Source organism: Lichenicoccus sp. (genome assembly GCF_965276875.1).
GTDB lineage: Bacteria > Pseudomonadota > Alphaproteobacteria > Acetobacterales > Acetobacteraceae > Lichenicoccus.
Genome location: NZ_OZ255701.1, coordinates 1,396,898 through 1,410,778, shown reverse-complemented (window position 1 = coordinate 1,410,778; position 13,881 = coordinate 1,396,898). Strand labels below are relative to the sequence as shown.

The following is a 13,881-nucleotide window of genomic DNA, read 5'->3' as shown; positions in this document are numbered from 1 at the left end:
CGATGGCAGAGATCCGCTACACCAAGGACCATGAGTGGGTGCGTCTCGAAGACGACGGCACCGCCACAGTGGGCATCACCGACCACGCCCAGGAGGCGCTCGGCGATGTGGTGTTCGTCGAGTTGCCCAAGCTAGAGCGCGAGCTCGCCGAGGGCGAGAGCTGCGCCGTGGTCGAAAGCGTCAAGGCGGCGTCGGACATCTACGCCCCGCTCGCCGGCGCGGTGCTGGAGATCAACGACCTGCTCGCGGAGGATCCGAGCATGGTCAACCGCGATGCCGAAGGCGAGGCGTGGTTCTTCAGGATGGAGCCATCGGACGCGGACGCCTTCCAGGCGCTGATGGACGAGTCCGATTACCAGTCGTTCCTCGAGGCGGGCTGAGTTCAGCCCTTGTCGTACGCACGGACGGCGGCCAGCGTCTTGCCGACATGGCCGTCCGGGTCCATCGCCGAATAGCTCTCCAGCACGGTCCCATCGGGGGCGATGACGTAGGAGGTGCGGCTGGCATAGGAGTGCAGCAGCGGCATGCGCGCGCGGTAGTGCTTGGCGATCGAGCCGTCGGCGTCGGCGGCGACCGGGAACTTGCCCTGGCAGGCGCTGACCGAGAACCGGTCCAGAACGGCGATCTTGTCCTCCGAGATGCCGATGACGCTGGCGCCCGCCGCTTTGAAGGCGGGGATTGCCGCGGCAAAATCATGCGCCTCGATGGTGCAGCCATGGGTGAAGGCGGCCGGGTAGAAATAAACCACGACCGGCCCGTGCCTGAGGGCTTTGGCCAAGGAGAAGCTGAACTGCTTGCCGTCAAGGGCGGCCTGAGCGGTGAAGTCCGGCGCCTTGGCGCCGACCGGCAGGGCTGCGTGGGTTACGGTGGGGCTCCCGGCGAGCAGGGCCAGGATCGTCCAACCTAGAAGCTGCCGTCCGGGGAAATCACCATGCATCGCGAAATTCCTCGGCGTAAACGCTGACAGGCAAGCATGGCATCATCGTGGGTCAGCCCCGTCAAGCGCGCCCGATAGAGACGCGCATGGGACCGGCCGGTGCCGATGCCGGCGATCTCGGCGCGTGCGTGCGGCAGCCAGGCGGACGCCCGCGCCCGCGCATGGCCGACCGCCTGGCTCGCCTGCCGCCTTGTGTCGAACGCGCCGACCTGGATCCCCCAACGTCCGGTTTGCGCATGCCCACTTTCCGCCTGCCGCGATACAGCAGAGTGTAGTGGAATACGGAAGGACACTGTCCGAAAGGACGCAGGCGCTTCGGCGACCCGCGTTGGTTGATCTACGCGGTCGTGCTGGCGCGCCGCATATCTGCGCTCCCCATCCATGCGTGCCTCCCGGCTCCGGCGACGGTCTTCCTCGGCGGCCTGGTTCTGGTTCATCACCAGCAGATCGGCCGGAGAGCGGCTTGTGGGATAGATCCCCGCGATCTGCCGGCCGATGATCGCCACATACTGCCGTGTCTCGTGCGGCAGGGCGCGGTCGCGGGTAAGGAAGTCGTCCAGCCGTCCGGGACCGGTGTTGTAGGCGGCGAGGAAGCCGGGCGAGCCGTAGATGTCATACATCTGACGCATGTAGGCGGCGCCGGCCAAAATATTGTCATGCGGATCGTATGGGTCGGGACCGAGGCCATACTGCATGCGCATGTCGTCATAGGTCGGAGGCATCAACTGCATCAGGCCCATGGCGCCCGGCGCGGAGGTGACGAACTGGCCGTTGATGAATTCGTGGCCGCCGGATTCCTGGTGCATCACCGCGCGTATCCAGGTCCCGGGCACGTCGAAACGCCGGGCGGCCTCGCGTATGTAGGGGCCCCATGGGTCCGCGGGCGGCCCGGGCGGCGCATAATAGCGGCGTGCATGGGCACGGTAGTCGGCAGCCTCCTGGGACACCGGCAAGGTGGGCTGCATTGTGGCGCACGCCGCCAGCAGCGCCAACAACAGCATGGCGCCAAGCGGTCGCAGCAGCGCCGCACCGGGAAGACGCCTTGCCAATCTCATAATGATGATCGCGCCATGCCGGATCCCGTGGCCGCTTGTCGGCGGGCATTCTAGCCCGGCAATGCAACAACGCCGGCTAAGCCATTACGGTGAATTCAACTTTCCCGCAAGATGAAGCGCTTGCCCGAATCGAGGCCAAGGCCGCGCCGCGCGGCCGCATTGCGGTAGGCGGCTGGATCGGCTACGCGATCGCGATGCGCGCCAACCCGACCGCCTCCGGGGCCGGCATTTCGCCTGGCACTTCCCGTGGCACCCCCTCTGGCATCCCGCCCGGCCTGTTGCTTGACGCGCGCGGCGGCGCCGGCGCGCGCCGGCGTGCGGTCGGCCGCGACGTCGCCGATGGCACGGTCCAGTGGAAACTCGCCTTCGTGCTCGGCTGGCTCGACATCAAGCTGCGTTATCGCGGGTCGGTGCTGGGGCCATTCTGGTTGACGCTCTCGACCGCGGTCATGGTCGCCTCGATGGGCCTGATCTACGGCACCCTGTTCGGCATCGTGCTGCGCGACTACCTGCCGTTCCTCGCACTATCGATGATCCTCTGGCAGTCCGGCATCAGCGGCCTGACCGGCGATGCGTGCACCGTGTTCCTCGATGCCGAGCAGATTATCCGCTCGGTGCGCATGCCGTTCACCGTGCAGGTGCTGCGCTGCATCGTGCGCAACGTCATCGTGCTGGGGCACAACCTGATCGTGGTGGTCGTCGTGTTCGCGATCTTCAGCGCCTGGCCCGGCCTCGCGGCATTGCTGGCGCTGCCCGGCCTGGCCCTCTGGCTTGTCGATGCCGTCGCCGCCTGCTTTCTGTTCGGCAGCATCTGCGCGCGCTTCCGCGACGTGCCGCCGATCGTCGCCAGCATCATGCAGATCGCCTTCTACATCACGCCGATCATCTGGAAGCCCGCGCAGCTCGGGGCGCATACCTGGTGGCTGCCCATGAACCCGTTCTATAGCCTGCTGGAGATCGTGCGCGGGCCGATCCTCGGTACCTCTTTGTCGATGCATCAGGCGGCAGTGCTGTGGCTGTCGGCGCTGGGCTACAGCGCGCTGCTCTGGTTTGCCGCCTGGGTGGTGTTCAGCCGGGCGCGCGGTCGCCTCGCATTCTGGGTGTGACGATTTGAGTGTGGCGGGCGTGATCGGGGATGCGGCCGTCCTGGCCGAGGCGGTGCCGGTCGCACGCGGCGACGCCTTTGTGCATGTCGAAGGCCTGTCACTGGAGTTCCCGATCTATCACGGGGGTGCGCGCTCCCTGAAAAAGACGGTGCTGTCGGTTGCATCCGGCAGGCTGGGTCCGGCCAGGTCGAACGGGCGCGTCGTGGTGCAGGCGCTCAGCGATCTCAGTTTGTCTTTGCACTCCGGCGACCGGCTCGGCATCGTCGGCCATAACGGCGCCGGCAAGTCCAGCCTGTTGCGCGCGATGGCCGGGATCTACGAGCCGGCGCGCGGCCGTGTGCATGTCGGTGGCACGCTCAACGCCTTGCTCGACCCCAATCTCGGCATGAACCTCGATCTTACGGGGCGCGAAAACATCGTCCTGCGCGGCCGCTATGTCGGCATGCAGAGCCCACAGATACGCAGGCTCGAAGCCGACGTGGAGGTGTTCGCCGCCCTCGGCGCGTTCCTCGATCTGCCGGTGCGGGTCTATTCGTCAGGCATGGTGGTCCGGCTCGGCTTCGGCTTGGCGACCGCGATCGCGCCGCAGGTGCTGCTGATGGACGAGTGGTTCATGGCCGGTGATTCCGCCTTCCAGGACAAGGCGCTTGCCCGGCTGGAGAGCGTCGTGCGGGGTGCTGAGATCGTGGTGCTGACCTCGCATCAGACAGGCATATTGCGAACCTGGTGCACGCGCGTGCTCTGGCTGGAGTCCGGCAGGATACGCGCCGACGGCGAGCCGGACGAGGTGATCGAGCAGTATCTGCGTGCGGTGCGGGCCTGAAGCGTCACTCCAGATCCAGCGCGTGCCGCTTGAGGTGCTCGATCGCGCAGGAGGTGAGGGCGCTGGCCTCGGTGGCGCGCAGCATGACACCAGGCGCGTAACCCGCCTTGAACGCCTCCTGCCAGCGTGGCGCGCAGAGGCACCAGCGATCGCCAGGTGACAGGCCGGCAAAGCCATGGGCTGGCATCGGCGTGCTGAGATCGTTGCCGCGCGCCCGGCTGAAGAAGAGGAATTCGGCGGTCATGACCGCGCAGACGGTGTGGCTGCCGGCATCCTCGGGTCCGGTCATGCAGCAGCCATTCCGATAGAAGCCGGTCAGCGGCGCCATCGAGCAGGGCTCCAGGACGCCGCCGAGAACGTTGATTGCGCGGCGTCGGCCGCCGCCCGCGGTGCTGTCCAAAGGCATGTGAAACCCTCCTGCTGTGGATCGAAATCGTGATCGCCGGCGCAAATCCGCGCGCCCATGCAAGCCGTTCATCAAAAACCCTGCTCGATCACCGGAGTTTGCCGATGCGCCGATCCTTTTGCTGCCGCCGCCGCGCGCCGGCCGTCATCCTGCTCGCCACACTCGGTCTCGCCGGCTGCGCCACGCCGCAGGAGATCGTGTCTTCCAAGGAGGACAGCCTGGCCGCGGCTGGCTTCGTCGTGCGGCCCGCCAATACGCCCGAGCGCCAGGCGATGCTGGGCAAGCTGCCGCCGCACCAGTTCGTGCGCCGCGTGCATGGCGACGACGTGGATTATGTCTATGCCGATCCGCTGGTCTGCGACTGCCTCTATGTCGGCTCGCAGCAGGCTTACGGGCGGTTCCAGTTGCACGTGCAGCAGCAGCGTCTTGCCGACCAGCAGGAGATGACGGCGCAGACCTTCTCCGATCCGGCCTGGAACTGGGGGGCGTGGGGACCCTGGGGTCCGTCCTATGGGTTCGGCTTCGGAACGGGTTACGGCTGGTAGGGGCGGGTCGCCGCGGTCGCGTCGTCCAGCCGCAGGATGGTGTGAGCGTTGGTGAACGAGGTCGCCAGCGTGTTGATGGCGCCGGTGCGTAGCGCGCCAAGGATGGCGGCGGCCTTGGTGTTCTCGCTGGCGATGGCAACGACATCGGGGATGCGCTCCAGATCACTGCGCGACAGCCCGATGACTCGTCCCTGCATGCCGGTATCAGCGGGGCGGCCATGGATGTCGATGAAGTCGTAGCCCATGGTGTCGCCGATGGTGCCGGCGAGACGCGCCTCGGCGATCTCCTTGGGCGTGAACCAGCCCATCCTGACCATGTTGCTGTCCTCGGACAGGTCGCCGACCCCGATCAGGGCGATGTCGGCGCGTCGCGCGCGGTCGAGTGTCAGTTTGACGGTGTCGTTGCGGTAGAGCTCGGCGCGTAGCTCGGCGTTGGTGACCAGTGCGGGGGCATAAAGCGTCTCGCTCTCGCCGCCGAAGCGCGCGGCGAGCCTGCGGCAGATATGGTCGGGGTTCATGTATTCGCCGGCGCGCAGCGAGCCGCCGATTGCACAGACGAAGGTGACACCGGAGCGCGCCCGCGAAATCATCGAATCCGCCACCGCCGCCACGTTGCGGCCCATGCCGACGGCGACGATGGCGCCATCCTTGATCGTGCGCTCCAGGTGTGCGGCGACCATGGCTGCCACGGCGCTGCGCTGGGCGTCGGGATCGCGATGGTCGATCGAGACCAGCAGCCGTCCGATCTTGAAGCGACGTCCAAACTCGCGTTCGAGCTCGGCGCCGACGGAGGCGGGCTGGTGCACCCGTATCTCCACCAGGCCATCGGCGCGAGCCCGCTTGAGCAGCCGCCCGATCTTGGCGCGTGACAAGGCGAACCGCTGCGACAGCGCCTCCTGGGTGACGTCATCGTAATAATACAGCGTGGCGATCTCAATGACCGTCTCGATGCGGATCTCGCCACGTTCGGGCGCACGGGCAGCAGCACTCGGCGCCATATCCGCGGTTTTGCGCTGCACAAAATCTATATCTCTGCTCATTTGCTCACAACCATAATACGATATGATCGAATGTTTAAGGCAAAACCAGGGGCTTTCTTCCAAAAATGCCACGCGTGGCACGATTTCGGTTTGCGCAACTGTTCGCGGGGTTGACATCCGCTCGTTTGGGATACCATGGTCCTCGCAAGACCAGGGAGGAAGAAGCGGCATGAACCGCGTGTTCGACGATCCCGACCAGATTACCGAGGACAGCATCCGCGGCGTGCTCGCAGCACACCCCGATCTGTTCGCCGCGACCGACCATCCGCGCGTACTCCGCCATGCGGCAGGGGCGCCCAGGGCGCGCGTCGGTATCGTCACCGGCGGCGGCTCCGGCCATGAACCAGCCTTCCTCGGGTATGTCGGGCCTGGTCTGCTCGACGCGGTCGCAATCGGCGAGGTGTTCGCCTCCCCGACCGCCAAGAGCTTTCATGCGACGTTCAGCGAGGCCGATGGCGGCCGCGGCGTCGCCTGCCTGTATGGCAATTATGCCGGCGACAACATGAACGTGAAAATGGCGGTCAAGCTCGCCGCCAAGGACGGGCTCACCGTCCGCACCGTGGTCGCCCGCGACGACGTGGCCTCCGCACCCCCCGAGGAGGCCGACAAGCGACGCGGCGTCGCCGGCGAGATCCTGATGTGGAAGACGGCCGGCGCCTTGGCTGCCGAGGGGGCCGATCTCGATGCCGTCATCGCGGTCGCGCAAAAGACCATCGACAACACCCGCTCGATCGGCATCGGCCTGTCCGCCTGCACGATCCCCGCCGCCGGCAAGCCGAACTTCACGATCGAGCCCGGCAGCATGGAAGTCGGCATCGGCCATCACGGCGAGCATGGCATCGCCGTGCTGCCGACGGCGCCGGCCCGCGAAATGGCCTCGATGATGCTGGAGCGGATCCTCGCCGACCTCCCCTACGAGGGCGAGAACGTCGCAGTCCTGGTCTCGGGGCTTGGCGCCACCCCGCTGATGGAGCTGTATGTGCTCTACGGCCATGTCGACGCCATGCTGCGCGCCCGCGGCGTCACCCCCACGCAGCGGTTTGTCGGCAACTACTTCACCTCGCTGGACATGTCCGGCGTCTCGCTCACTGTCACCCGTCTCGATGCGGACCTCGACCGGTTGCTGCGCGCACCGTGCCGCTCGATCGGCTTGACCGTCGGCGGACAAGGCAGCCAGCCATGAGTGCGGAGTGCATCACGCTCGCGGCCGCCGCGCCGGTGGTGCTGGAGATCGCAAGCGCGATCATCGACAATCAGGCGCTGCTGTCAGAAATCGACGGCGCCACCGGGGACGGCGACCACGGCATCAACATGGCCAAGGGTTTCCGCCTGGCGCGTGATCGGCTGAACGCGCGCTCGTTCGACCTGCGCGCCGGCTTGGCGGAAATCGGCGACACCCTGCTGGGCGATATCGGCGGCTCGATGGGGCCGCTCTACGGCTCGTTCTTTACCGAAATGGCGGACAAGCTCGCCGACACCGACACGCTCGACAGCGCCCACATGGCGGCGATGCTGGCGGCCGGCGAGGACGCGATCCGCGATCTCGGCGAGGCCAAGCCGGGCGACAAAACGCTGATCGACGTGCTCACGCCGGCGCGGGTCGCCTATGACGAGACCGCCGCTTCGGGCGGCGATTTCGTCGCGTGCCTCACGGCGGCAAAGCAGGCCGCGGCCGTCGGCCTGGAAGCGACGCGCGACATGGTGGCCAGGCTCGGCCGCGCCGCCCGCCTGGGCGAGCGCTCGCGCGGCTCGCTCGATGCCGGCGCCTGCTCGTGCAACCTGATCATCCAGGCTTTGGCCGGCGGCCTGATCGCCCGGCTCACCGCTTGATCCGATACGGGAGACCCAATCATGGACACATTCTCCACCGAACGCGCGACAGCCAAAGCCGAGCTGCCGGCGCGCATGACCGCCGTCGTCGCCTATGCGCCCGGCGACTACCGGCTCGAGGAGGTCGACGTGCCGCGCGCCGGGCCTGACGACATCATCATCGAGGTCGAGGCCTGCGGCATCTGCGCCAGCGACATCAAGACCTTCGGCGGCGCCCCGTCCTTCTGGGGCGACGACCGCGGCCAGGCGCGCTACGTCAAACCGCCGATGATCCCCGGCCACGAGTTCCTCGGCCACGCCGTCGAGATCGGCGAGAATGTCGCCCGCGCCGGCAAGTTCAAAATCGGCGACCGGCTGATCTCCGAGCAGATCGTGCCGTGCGAGACCTGCCGCTATTGCACGCGCGGCGAATACTGGATGTGCGAACGCCACGACGTCTACGGCTTTCAGAACAACGTCAACGGCGCCATGGCGAAATACATGCGCTTTCCCAAGGAGAGCCGCACCTACAAGGTGCCGAGCGACGTGCCGCTGCATAAGGCGGTGCTGGTCGAGCCCTATGCGTGTTCGGTGCACGCGGTCAATCGCGGCCTGATCCAGCTCGACGACGTGGTGGTGCTGTCCGGCGCCGGGCCGCTCGGTCTCGGCATGGTGGGAGCGGCGCGCCTTAAGAATCCGTCCAAGCTGATCGTCCTCGATGGCAAGCAGGACCGGCTCGACTTGGCGCGCAAGTTCGGCGCCGACATCGTCATGAACCCGTTCAAGGAAGACGTCGTCCGCGCCGTCAAGGATCTCACCGACGGCTATGGCTGCGACGTCTATATCGAGGCGACCGGCCACGAGGCGAGCGTCACCCAAGGCCTGAACATGATCCGCAAGCTCGGCCGCTTCGTCGAGTTCTCGGTGTTCGGCCACGAGGTCACCGCCGACTGGTCGATCATCAGCGACCGCAAGCAGCTCGACCTCTACGGCGCCCATCTCGGCCCCTACTGCTATCCGCTGACCATCGCCGCGATCGCCGACGGCAGACTGCCCACCGAGGGTGTCGTCACCCACACCTTGCCGCTCGCCGACTTCGCTCACGGCTTTGAGCTGATGAAGAAGGGCGAAGGCTCCATCAAGATCATCCTGGTTCCGTAATGGCAACGCTGCCCGTCAGGCGCGCGACACCGCTGCTGGTGATCTCGGGTGCCGTCCTGGTGCTGTTCATCGCCATGGCACTGGACACCAAGGTGGTCAGGATCGGCGCGCCGGGTGCCAGCCGGCCAGGCGTCTTCTCCGCCGCGGACTTCGGCAAGACCGAGTTCCCGAAGGTGCAGTCCGATGTCGAAGCGCATGCGGTGAGTGCGGCGACCCTGGCCGCTGCCATCGCCAAGGATCAGGGGGCGGCCGAAAAGCAATATGGAACCCCGGCCATCGGTGGGGCGGAGTTCTCCGTCAAGTTCACCGGTAAGGCGGGTAAGCAGGATTTCGGCGTCTATGACGTGGCGGTTCCCGGTGTTCCGGCTTCGGTCCACATCACCCTGCAGACAGGCCCCGCGATCATGGGCACCGACCTGCGCGACGCCACCGGCAAAATCACGTTCGGCCAGTTCAAGAACCAGATCGTCTACCAGAATGCCGGTTCGGCCTTGAACACCCAGATGAAGCAGTCGGTTCTGTCGAAGCTGGACGTGGGCAAGCTGACCGGCAAGACCATCTCCGTCGTCGGCGTCTTTCAGCTCACCGATCCGGCCAACTGGCAGGTGACGCCGGTGAAGTTGAGCGCGCCATGAGCCTCGCCGTCGCCGCGGAATCCTTCACCGGCGAGGTGGTGCTCGCGGCGCGCAACGTCGCGAAATCCTACGGCAACACGCACGCGCTGCGCGGTGTGAATTTCGACATTCATCGTGGCAAGGTCACCACGCTGTTCGGCGAGAATGGTGCCGGCAAATCCACCCTGATGAAAATCCTCTCCGGCATCGTGACGCCCACCTCAGGGAGCATCGAACTCGACGGCCAGCCGGTCCGCTTCACCTCGACGGTGGATGCCCGCGACCGCGGTATCTCGATCATCCACCAGGAGCTGAGCCTCGCTCCCAATCTGAGCGTGCGCGACAACATCTTTCTCGGACGCGAACTGCGCCACGCCAGGACCGGTGCCGTCGATTACGCCGAGGAGGCGCGTCAGGCGCGGGCGCTGATGACCGAGCTCGAGGAGGACATCGACCCCGCGACCCTGGTCGAGGATCTGCGCCTGGGCCAGCAGCAGATCGTCGAGATCGCCCGCGCGCTGTCGGTGGATGCGCGTATCCTGATCATGGATGAGCCGACCTCGGCATTGAGTGCGACCGAAGTCGAGGTGCTGTTCAAGGTGATCCGTGATCTCACCAGCCGCGGCGTCTCGATCGTCTATATCTCGCATCATCTCGAGGAGGCGCTGCAGATCACCGATTATGCCGTGGTGCTGCGCGACGGCGCGATGACGGCGAATGCCGAGGCGCGCGACATCGATCTCGAATGGATCGTGCGCAACATGGTCGGCGACAATTTCGATCTCGGCTCTCCGCCGACCGGGTATGAGTTCGGCGAGGTGGCGCTCAGCGCGCGCGACATCTGCGTCGCCGATAATTCCGGATCGGGCAACCTGATCGTCGACCATTTTTCCCTCGATGTGAAAGCCGGCGAGGTGGTCTGCATTTACGGGCTGATGGGCGCCGGGCGCACCGAGTTCCTCGAATCGATCGCCGGACGGGTGCGGATGGTCGGTGGCGAGGTCCTGCTCGAGGGTGAGCCGATCGCGGGTCTGAGCATTGCCGGCCGTATTGCCAAGGGTCTGGTGCTGGTGCCCGAGGACCGTCAGCGCGACGGCCTGGTGCAGACCATGTCGGTCGGTGAAAACCTGTCGCTGTCGAGTATCGGCGCTTTTACGAAACGATTGCTGACCTCAAGGCCAGGCGAGCGCGCTTTGGTCGAAAGGTCGATCCGCGACGTGCGCGTCAAGACCGCCGGCGGGGCGGCGCCGATCGGCTCGTTGTCCGGCGGCAACCAGCAAAAGGTGGTCATCGGCAAGATGCTGGCAACCGAGCCCAGGGTGATCCTGCTCGACGAGCCCAGCCGGGGCATCGATATCGGTGCCAAGGCCGAGGTGTTCCGGCTGCTCAGCGAACGCGCGACGCGCGGACTTGCCGTCGCCTTCTCGACCTCCGAGGTGCATGAGTGCCTGAGCATCGCCCATCGCGTCATCGTCATGCGCAGAGGCCGGATTTCGGCGCAGTTCGCACCGGGTGCGTCGAAGGAGGAGATCATGGCAGCCTCCGGCGAAGCCGTCGTCAGCTAGAGAGAGCATTTTGGTTCTCGTGAAAACAAAGAGATAGAGCTCAGAGCAGGAACCATGACAGACACCAGCCTATCCGGCCGACGCACAACAATGGGCGGCTTCGGCGGCGATTTCGATTTTGCCAGACTCCTGCTGGAAGGACGTGCGTTCTTCGCCCTGATCGTCATCATCTTGGTGTTCTCGTTCCTCTCCCCCTATTATTTTTCCGTCGGTAATTTCCTGACGATGGCCTCGCACGTCGCCATTTACGGGATCCTCGCCGTCGGCATGCTGCTCGTCATCCTAAATGGCGGCATCGACCTCTCGGTCGGGTCCACGCTTGGGTTGTCCGGGGTCATCGCCGGATTGCTGATGCAGGGTGTCACCTTCAGTGCGTTTGGCGTGACGCTGTATCCTCCGGTCTGGGTCGTGGCAGTGCTGGCCTGCATGCTGGGTGCGTTCGTCGGCCTGGTGAACGGCGTCCTCGTCGCCCGCTTCAAGGTTCCGGCGTTCGTGGCCACCCTCGGCGTGATGTATGTGGCGCGCGGTGCGGCCCTGCTGATCACCAACGGCCTGACCTACAATAATCTCGGCGGCGAGACGGCGCTCGGCAATACCGGCTTCGACTGGCTCGGCTTCAACCGCCTGTTCGGTGTGCCGATCGGCGTGGTCATTCTGGCGGTCGCCGCTTTGATCGGCAGCGTCGTGCTGACCCGCACGGCATTCGGACGCTGGCTCTATGCCTCGGGCGGCAACGAGCGCGCGGCGGAACTCTCCGGCGTCCCCGTCAAGCGGGTGCAGGTGAGTGTCTATGTGCTCTCAGGCATCTGCGCGTCGGTCGCCGGACTGATCCTGACTTCGCAACTGACCTCCGCGGGGCCGACCGCGGGGGTGTCGTACGAACTGACCGCGATCGCCGCGGTGGTCATCGGCGGCGCCGCGCTGACCGGCGGTCGCGGCAATATCCGCGGCACCATGCTCGGCGCCTTCGTCATCGGCTTCCTATCGGACGGGCTGGTCATAATCGGTATCTCCTCCTACTGGCAGACGGTCTTCACCGGCGCCGTCATCGTGCTCGCCGTGTTGCTGAACGCCATTCAATATCGCCGCAGGCCGAAGCGTCAGGCTTCGAGTGCGGCGACATCTGTGCCCCAGTCGGGTGCGCAGTCGTCCGGCTGACCGACAAAAACGTTCCATAAAGGGAAAGAAAGAAGATGCCTGCACACAAGACAGTCCTGACGTTGGCGGCGATGACGCTGGGGGCCGCGGCATTTGCGGCAACGCCGACTCCGGCGGCCGCCGCGGGCAAGGGCCTGATGACGATCATCGTGAATGACCCGTCCAACCCCTATTGGTATACCGAAGGCAAGGACGCGGCGGCCGAGGCAAAGAAACTCGGCTACCAGACCAGCGTCGGCGCCTCCAAGGGCGACACCAACACCGAAAGCAACCTGGTCGACACGGCGATCACCAACCGTTCGGTGGCGATCATCCTTGATCCTGCGAATGCGAGCGGCTCCGTCGGCGCCGTCAAGAAGGCTGTCGCCGCGCACATCCCGGTCTTCCTCGTTAACGCCGAGATCAACCAGGAAGGCCTGGCCAAGGCGCAGCTCGTCTCCAACAATGCCCAAGGTGCGGCCCTCGGCGCGCAACAATGGGTGAAGGATGTCGGACAGAAAGGCAACTACGTCGAGTTGCTCGGGGCGCCGTCGGACAACAACGCCGCGACCCGTTCCAACGGCTACGAGAGCGTGCTGAGCCAGTTCCCCAACCTGCACAAGGCCGGCGCCCAGGTCGCCAACTGGGACCGCACCCAGGGACACGACAAGATGCAGAACCTGCTGCAGGCGCATCCGGACATTATCGGTGTGATCAGCGGCAATGACGAGATGGCGCTTGGCGCGATCGCGGCGCTGAAGGAATCCGGCAAGCTCTCAAGCATCAAGGTCGGCGGCTTCGACGGTTCTCCGGATGCCGTCGCCGCGATCAAGGCGGGCGAGCTGCAATACACGGTGCTGCAGCCGGTGGCCAAGTTCTCGAAGCAGGCCGTCGACGAAGCCAACGCCTATCTCAAGAACGGCAAGACGGGTGCCGCAACCGAAAAGCAGCTGTTCAACTGCGTCCTGATCACGAAGGCCAACACCTCGGATTATATCGCCCCATTCACCCTCTCGAAGTGAAGCCGATCGGGGCGGCCGGCCAACCGGCCGCCCTGTCCGTTCGTCGTGCCATACCGATATCGAGCAGGAGGCCAGATCGAGGGAGAGTTGAGTGCAGTGGCCATTACCGCTCTGCCCACAATAAGGCGCGATCGCCAGTACAGGAAAAACATACCATGCGTATTGCACTTGGCAGCGACAGTGCCGGCGCCCCGCTCATCGTCGTCATCGCCCAGCATCTCCAACACATCGGCCACGAGGTTAGTGACCTGTCGCAGGCGGCGGACGCCGGCGAGGAGCTCTACGCTGATGTTGCCGAGCGGGTCGCCCACCGCATTCTGGCGGGCGAGTTCGAGCGCGGCATTCTGTGCTGCGGCACCGGCATCGGGGTGGCGATCTCGGCCAACAAGATCCCTGGCATCCGCGCCGCCCAGGCGCATGACACCTATTCCGCTCAGCGCGCCGCACTGAGCAACAATGCCCAGATCATCACCATGGGGGCCAGGGTGATCGGCCCTGAACTCGCCAAGTCGATCGTCGATGCCTGGCTCGCCGAGCAGTTCGACCCGCAGGGCCGGTCCGCTCCCAACGTGCGCGGGATCGACGCCCTCGACGAGAAATACGCGCGCGTGAAATAGGCGCACGCTTGACCGGGGGCGCAGCCCTTGAGAGCGTCGCCCTC

Annotated in this window: 16 protein-coding genes; 12 read left to right on the top strand and 4 right to left on the bottom strand. The window is 65.8% G+C overall.

Going from position 1 to position 13,881, the window contains the following annotated elements; all coding sequences use genetic code 11:
• The first annotated feature begins 2 nt into the window (after positions 1-2).
• Positions 3-380: a glycine cleavage system protein GcvH gene (gene gcvH / locus ACQY4K_RS06870; protein ID WP_428394600.1), complete on the top strand. Its 378-nt coding sequence runs from the start codon at positions 3-5 to the stop codon at positions 378-380.
• Between the two features lie 2 nt (positions 381-382).
• Here the strand turns inward: gcvH and ACQY4K_RS06865 are convergent, their stop codons facing one another.
• On the bottom strand, positions 383-937 hold the full coding sequence (locus tag ACQY4K_RS06865; RefSeq protein ID WP_428394598.1) for a peroxiredoxin: 555 nt from the start codon (positions 935-937) through the stop codon (positions 383-385).
• Positions 904-1,992: a lytic transglycosylase domain-containing protein gene (locus tag ACQY4K_RS06860; protein WP_428394597.1), complete on the bottom strand. Its 1,089-nt coding sequence runs from the start codon at positions 1,990-1,992 to the stop codon at positions 904-906. The genes ACQY4K_RS06865 and ACQY4K_RS06860 overlap by 34 nt, the downstream gene beginning before the upstream one ends.
• A gap of 89 nt (positions 1,993-2,081) precedes the next feature.
• Between ACQY4K_RS06860 and ACQY4K_RS06855 the strand changes: the two genes are divergently transcribed.
• Positions 2,082-3,098, top strand: coding sequence for an ABC transporter permease (locus tag ACQY4K_RS06855; RefSeq protein WP_428394595.1), 1,017 nt, complete (start codon positions 2,082-2,084; stop codon positions 3,096-3,098).
• A gap of 22 nt (positions 3,099-3,120) precedes the next feature.
• Complete coding sequence (locus ACQY4K_RS06850; RefSeq protein ID WP_428396003.1) at positions 3,121-3,921, top strand: ABC transporter ATP-binding protein; 801 nt, start codon at positions 3,121-3,123, stop codon at positions 3,919-3,921.
• A gap of 4 nt (positions 3,922-3,925) precedes the next feature.
• Here the strand turns inward: ACQY4K_RS06850 and ACQY4K_RS06845 are convergent, their stop codons facing one another.
• Positions 3,926-4,327, bottom strand: coding sequence for a DUF2237 family protein (locus ACQY4K_RS06845; RefSeq protein ID WP_428394593.1), 402 nt, complete (start codon positions 4,325-4,327; stop codon positions 3,926-3,928).
• Between the two features lie 104 nt (positions 4,328-4,431).
• Here ACQY4K_RS06845 and ACQY4K_RS06840 point away from each other — a divergent pair, with 104 nt between their 5' ends.
• Positions 4,432-4,872: a hypothetical protein gene (locus ACQY4K_RS06840; protein WP_428394589.1), complete on the top strand. Its 441-nt coding sequence runs from the start codon at positions 4,432-4,434 to the stop codon at positions 4,870-4,872.
• On the opposite strand, the gene ACQY4K_RS06835 is transcribed toward ACQY4K_RS06840, so the two are convergent.
• Positions 4,860-5,891 (bottom strand): sugar-binding transcriptional regulator, encoded by a 1,032-nt coding sequence (locus tag ACQY4K_RS06835; protein WP_428394587.1) that lies wholly within the window; start codon positions 5,889-5,891, stop codon positions 4,860-4,862. The genes ACQY4K_RS06840 and ACQY4K_RS06835 overlap by 13 nt on opposite strands.
• Positions 5,892-6,081: 190 nt before the next feature.
• Between ACQY4K_RS06835 and ACQY4K_RS06830 the strand changes: the two genes are divergently transcribed.
• The 8 genes from ACQY4K_RS06830 (at position 6,082) to ACQY4K_RS06795 (ending at position 13,837) form a co-directional block, all read left to right on the top strand.
• Positions 6,082-7,095, top strand: coding sequence for a dihydroxyacetone kinase subunit DhaK (locus ACQY4K_RS06830; RefSeq protein WP_428394584.1), 1,014 nt, complete (start codon positions 6,082-6,084; stop codon positions 7,093-7,095).
• Entirely contained in the window at positions 7,092-7,742 is a 651-nt protein-coding gene (dhaL, locus tag ACQY4K_RS06825; protein ID WP_428394582.1) for a dihydroxyacetone kinase subunit DhaL, read from the top strand. The genes ACQY4K_RS06830 and dhaL overlap by 4 nt, the downstream gene beginning before the upstream one ends.
• Positions 7,743-7,763: 21 nt before the next feature.
• Positions 7,764-8,882, top strand: coding sequence for an alcohol dehydrogenase catalytic domain-containing protein (locus ACQY4K_RS06820; RefSeq protein ID WP_428394580.1), 1,119 nt, complete (start codon positions 7,764-7,766; stop codon positions 8,880-8,882).
• Entirely contained in the window at positions 8,882-9,517 is a 636-nt protein-coding gene (locus ACQY4K_RS06815; protein ID WP_428394578.1) for a DUF2291 family protein, read from the top strand. Before ACQY4K_RS06820 ends, ACQY4K_RS06815 begins: the two co-directional genes overlap by 1 nt.
• The gene (locus ACQY4K_RS06810; protein ID WP_428394576.1) at positions 9,514-11,061 is read left to right on the top strand and encodes a sugar ABC transporter ATP-binding protein; all 1,548 of its coding nucleotides are present in this window, start codon (positions 9,514-9,516) and stop codon (positions 11,059-11,061) included. The genes ACQY4K_RS06815 and ACQY4K_RS06810 overlap by 4 nt, the downstream gene beginning before the upstream one ends.
• Positions 11,062-11,115: 54 nt before the next feature.
• Complete coding sequence (locus tag ACQY4K_RS06805) at positions 11,116-12,219, top strand: ABC transporter permease (RefSeq protein ID WP_428394575.1); 1,104 nt, start codon at positions 11,116-11,118, stop codon at positions 12,217-12,219.
• A gap of 35 nt (positions 12,220-12,254) precedes the next feature.
• Positions 12,255-13,220: a D-ribose ABC transporter substrate-binding protein gene (locus ACQY4K_RS06800; protein WP_428394573.1), complete on the top strand. Its 966-nt coding sequence runs from the start codon at positions 12,255-12,257 to the stop codon at positions 13,218-13,220.
• 155 nt (positions 13,221-13,375) lie between these two features.
• Positions 13,376-13,837, top strand: coding sequence for an RpiB/LacA/LacB family sugar-phosphate isomerase (locus tag ACQY4K_RS06795; RefSeq protein WP_428394571.1), 462 nt, complete (start codon positions 13,376-13,378; stop codon positions 13,835-13,837).
• Positions 13,838-13,881 lie beyond the last annotated feature (44 nt).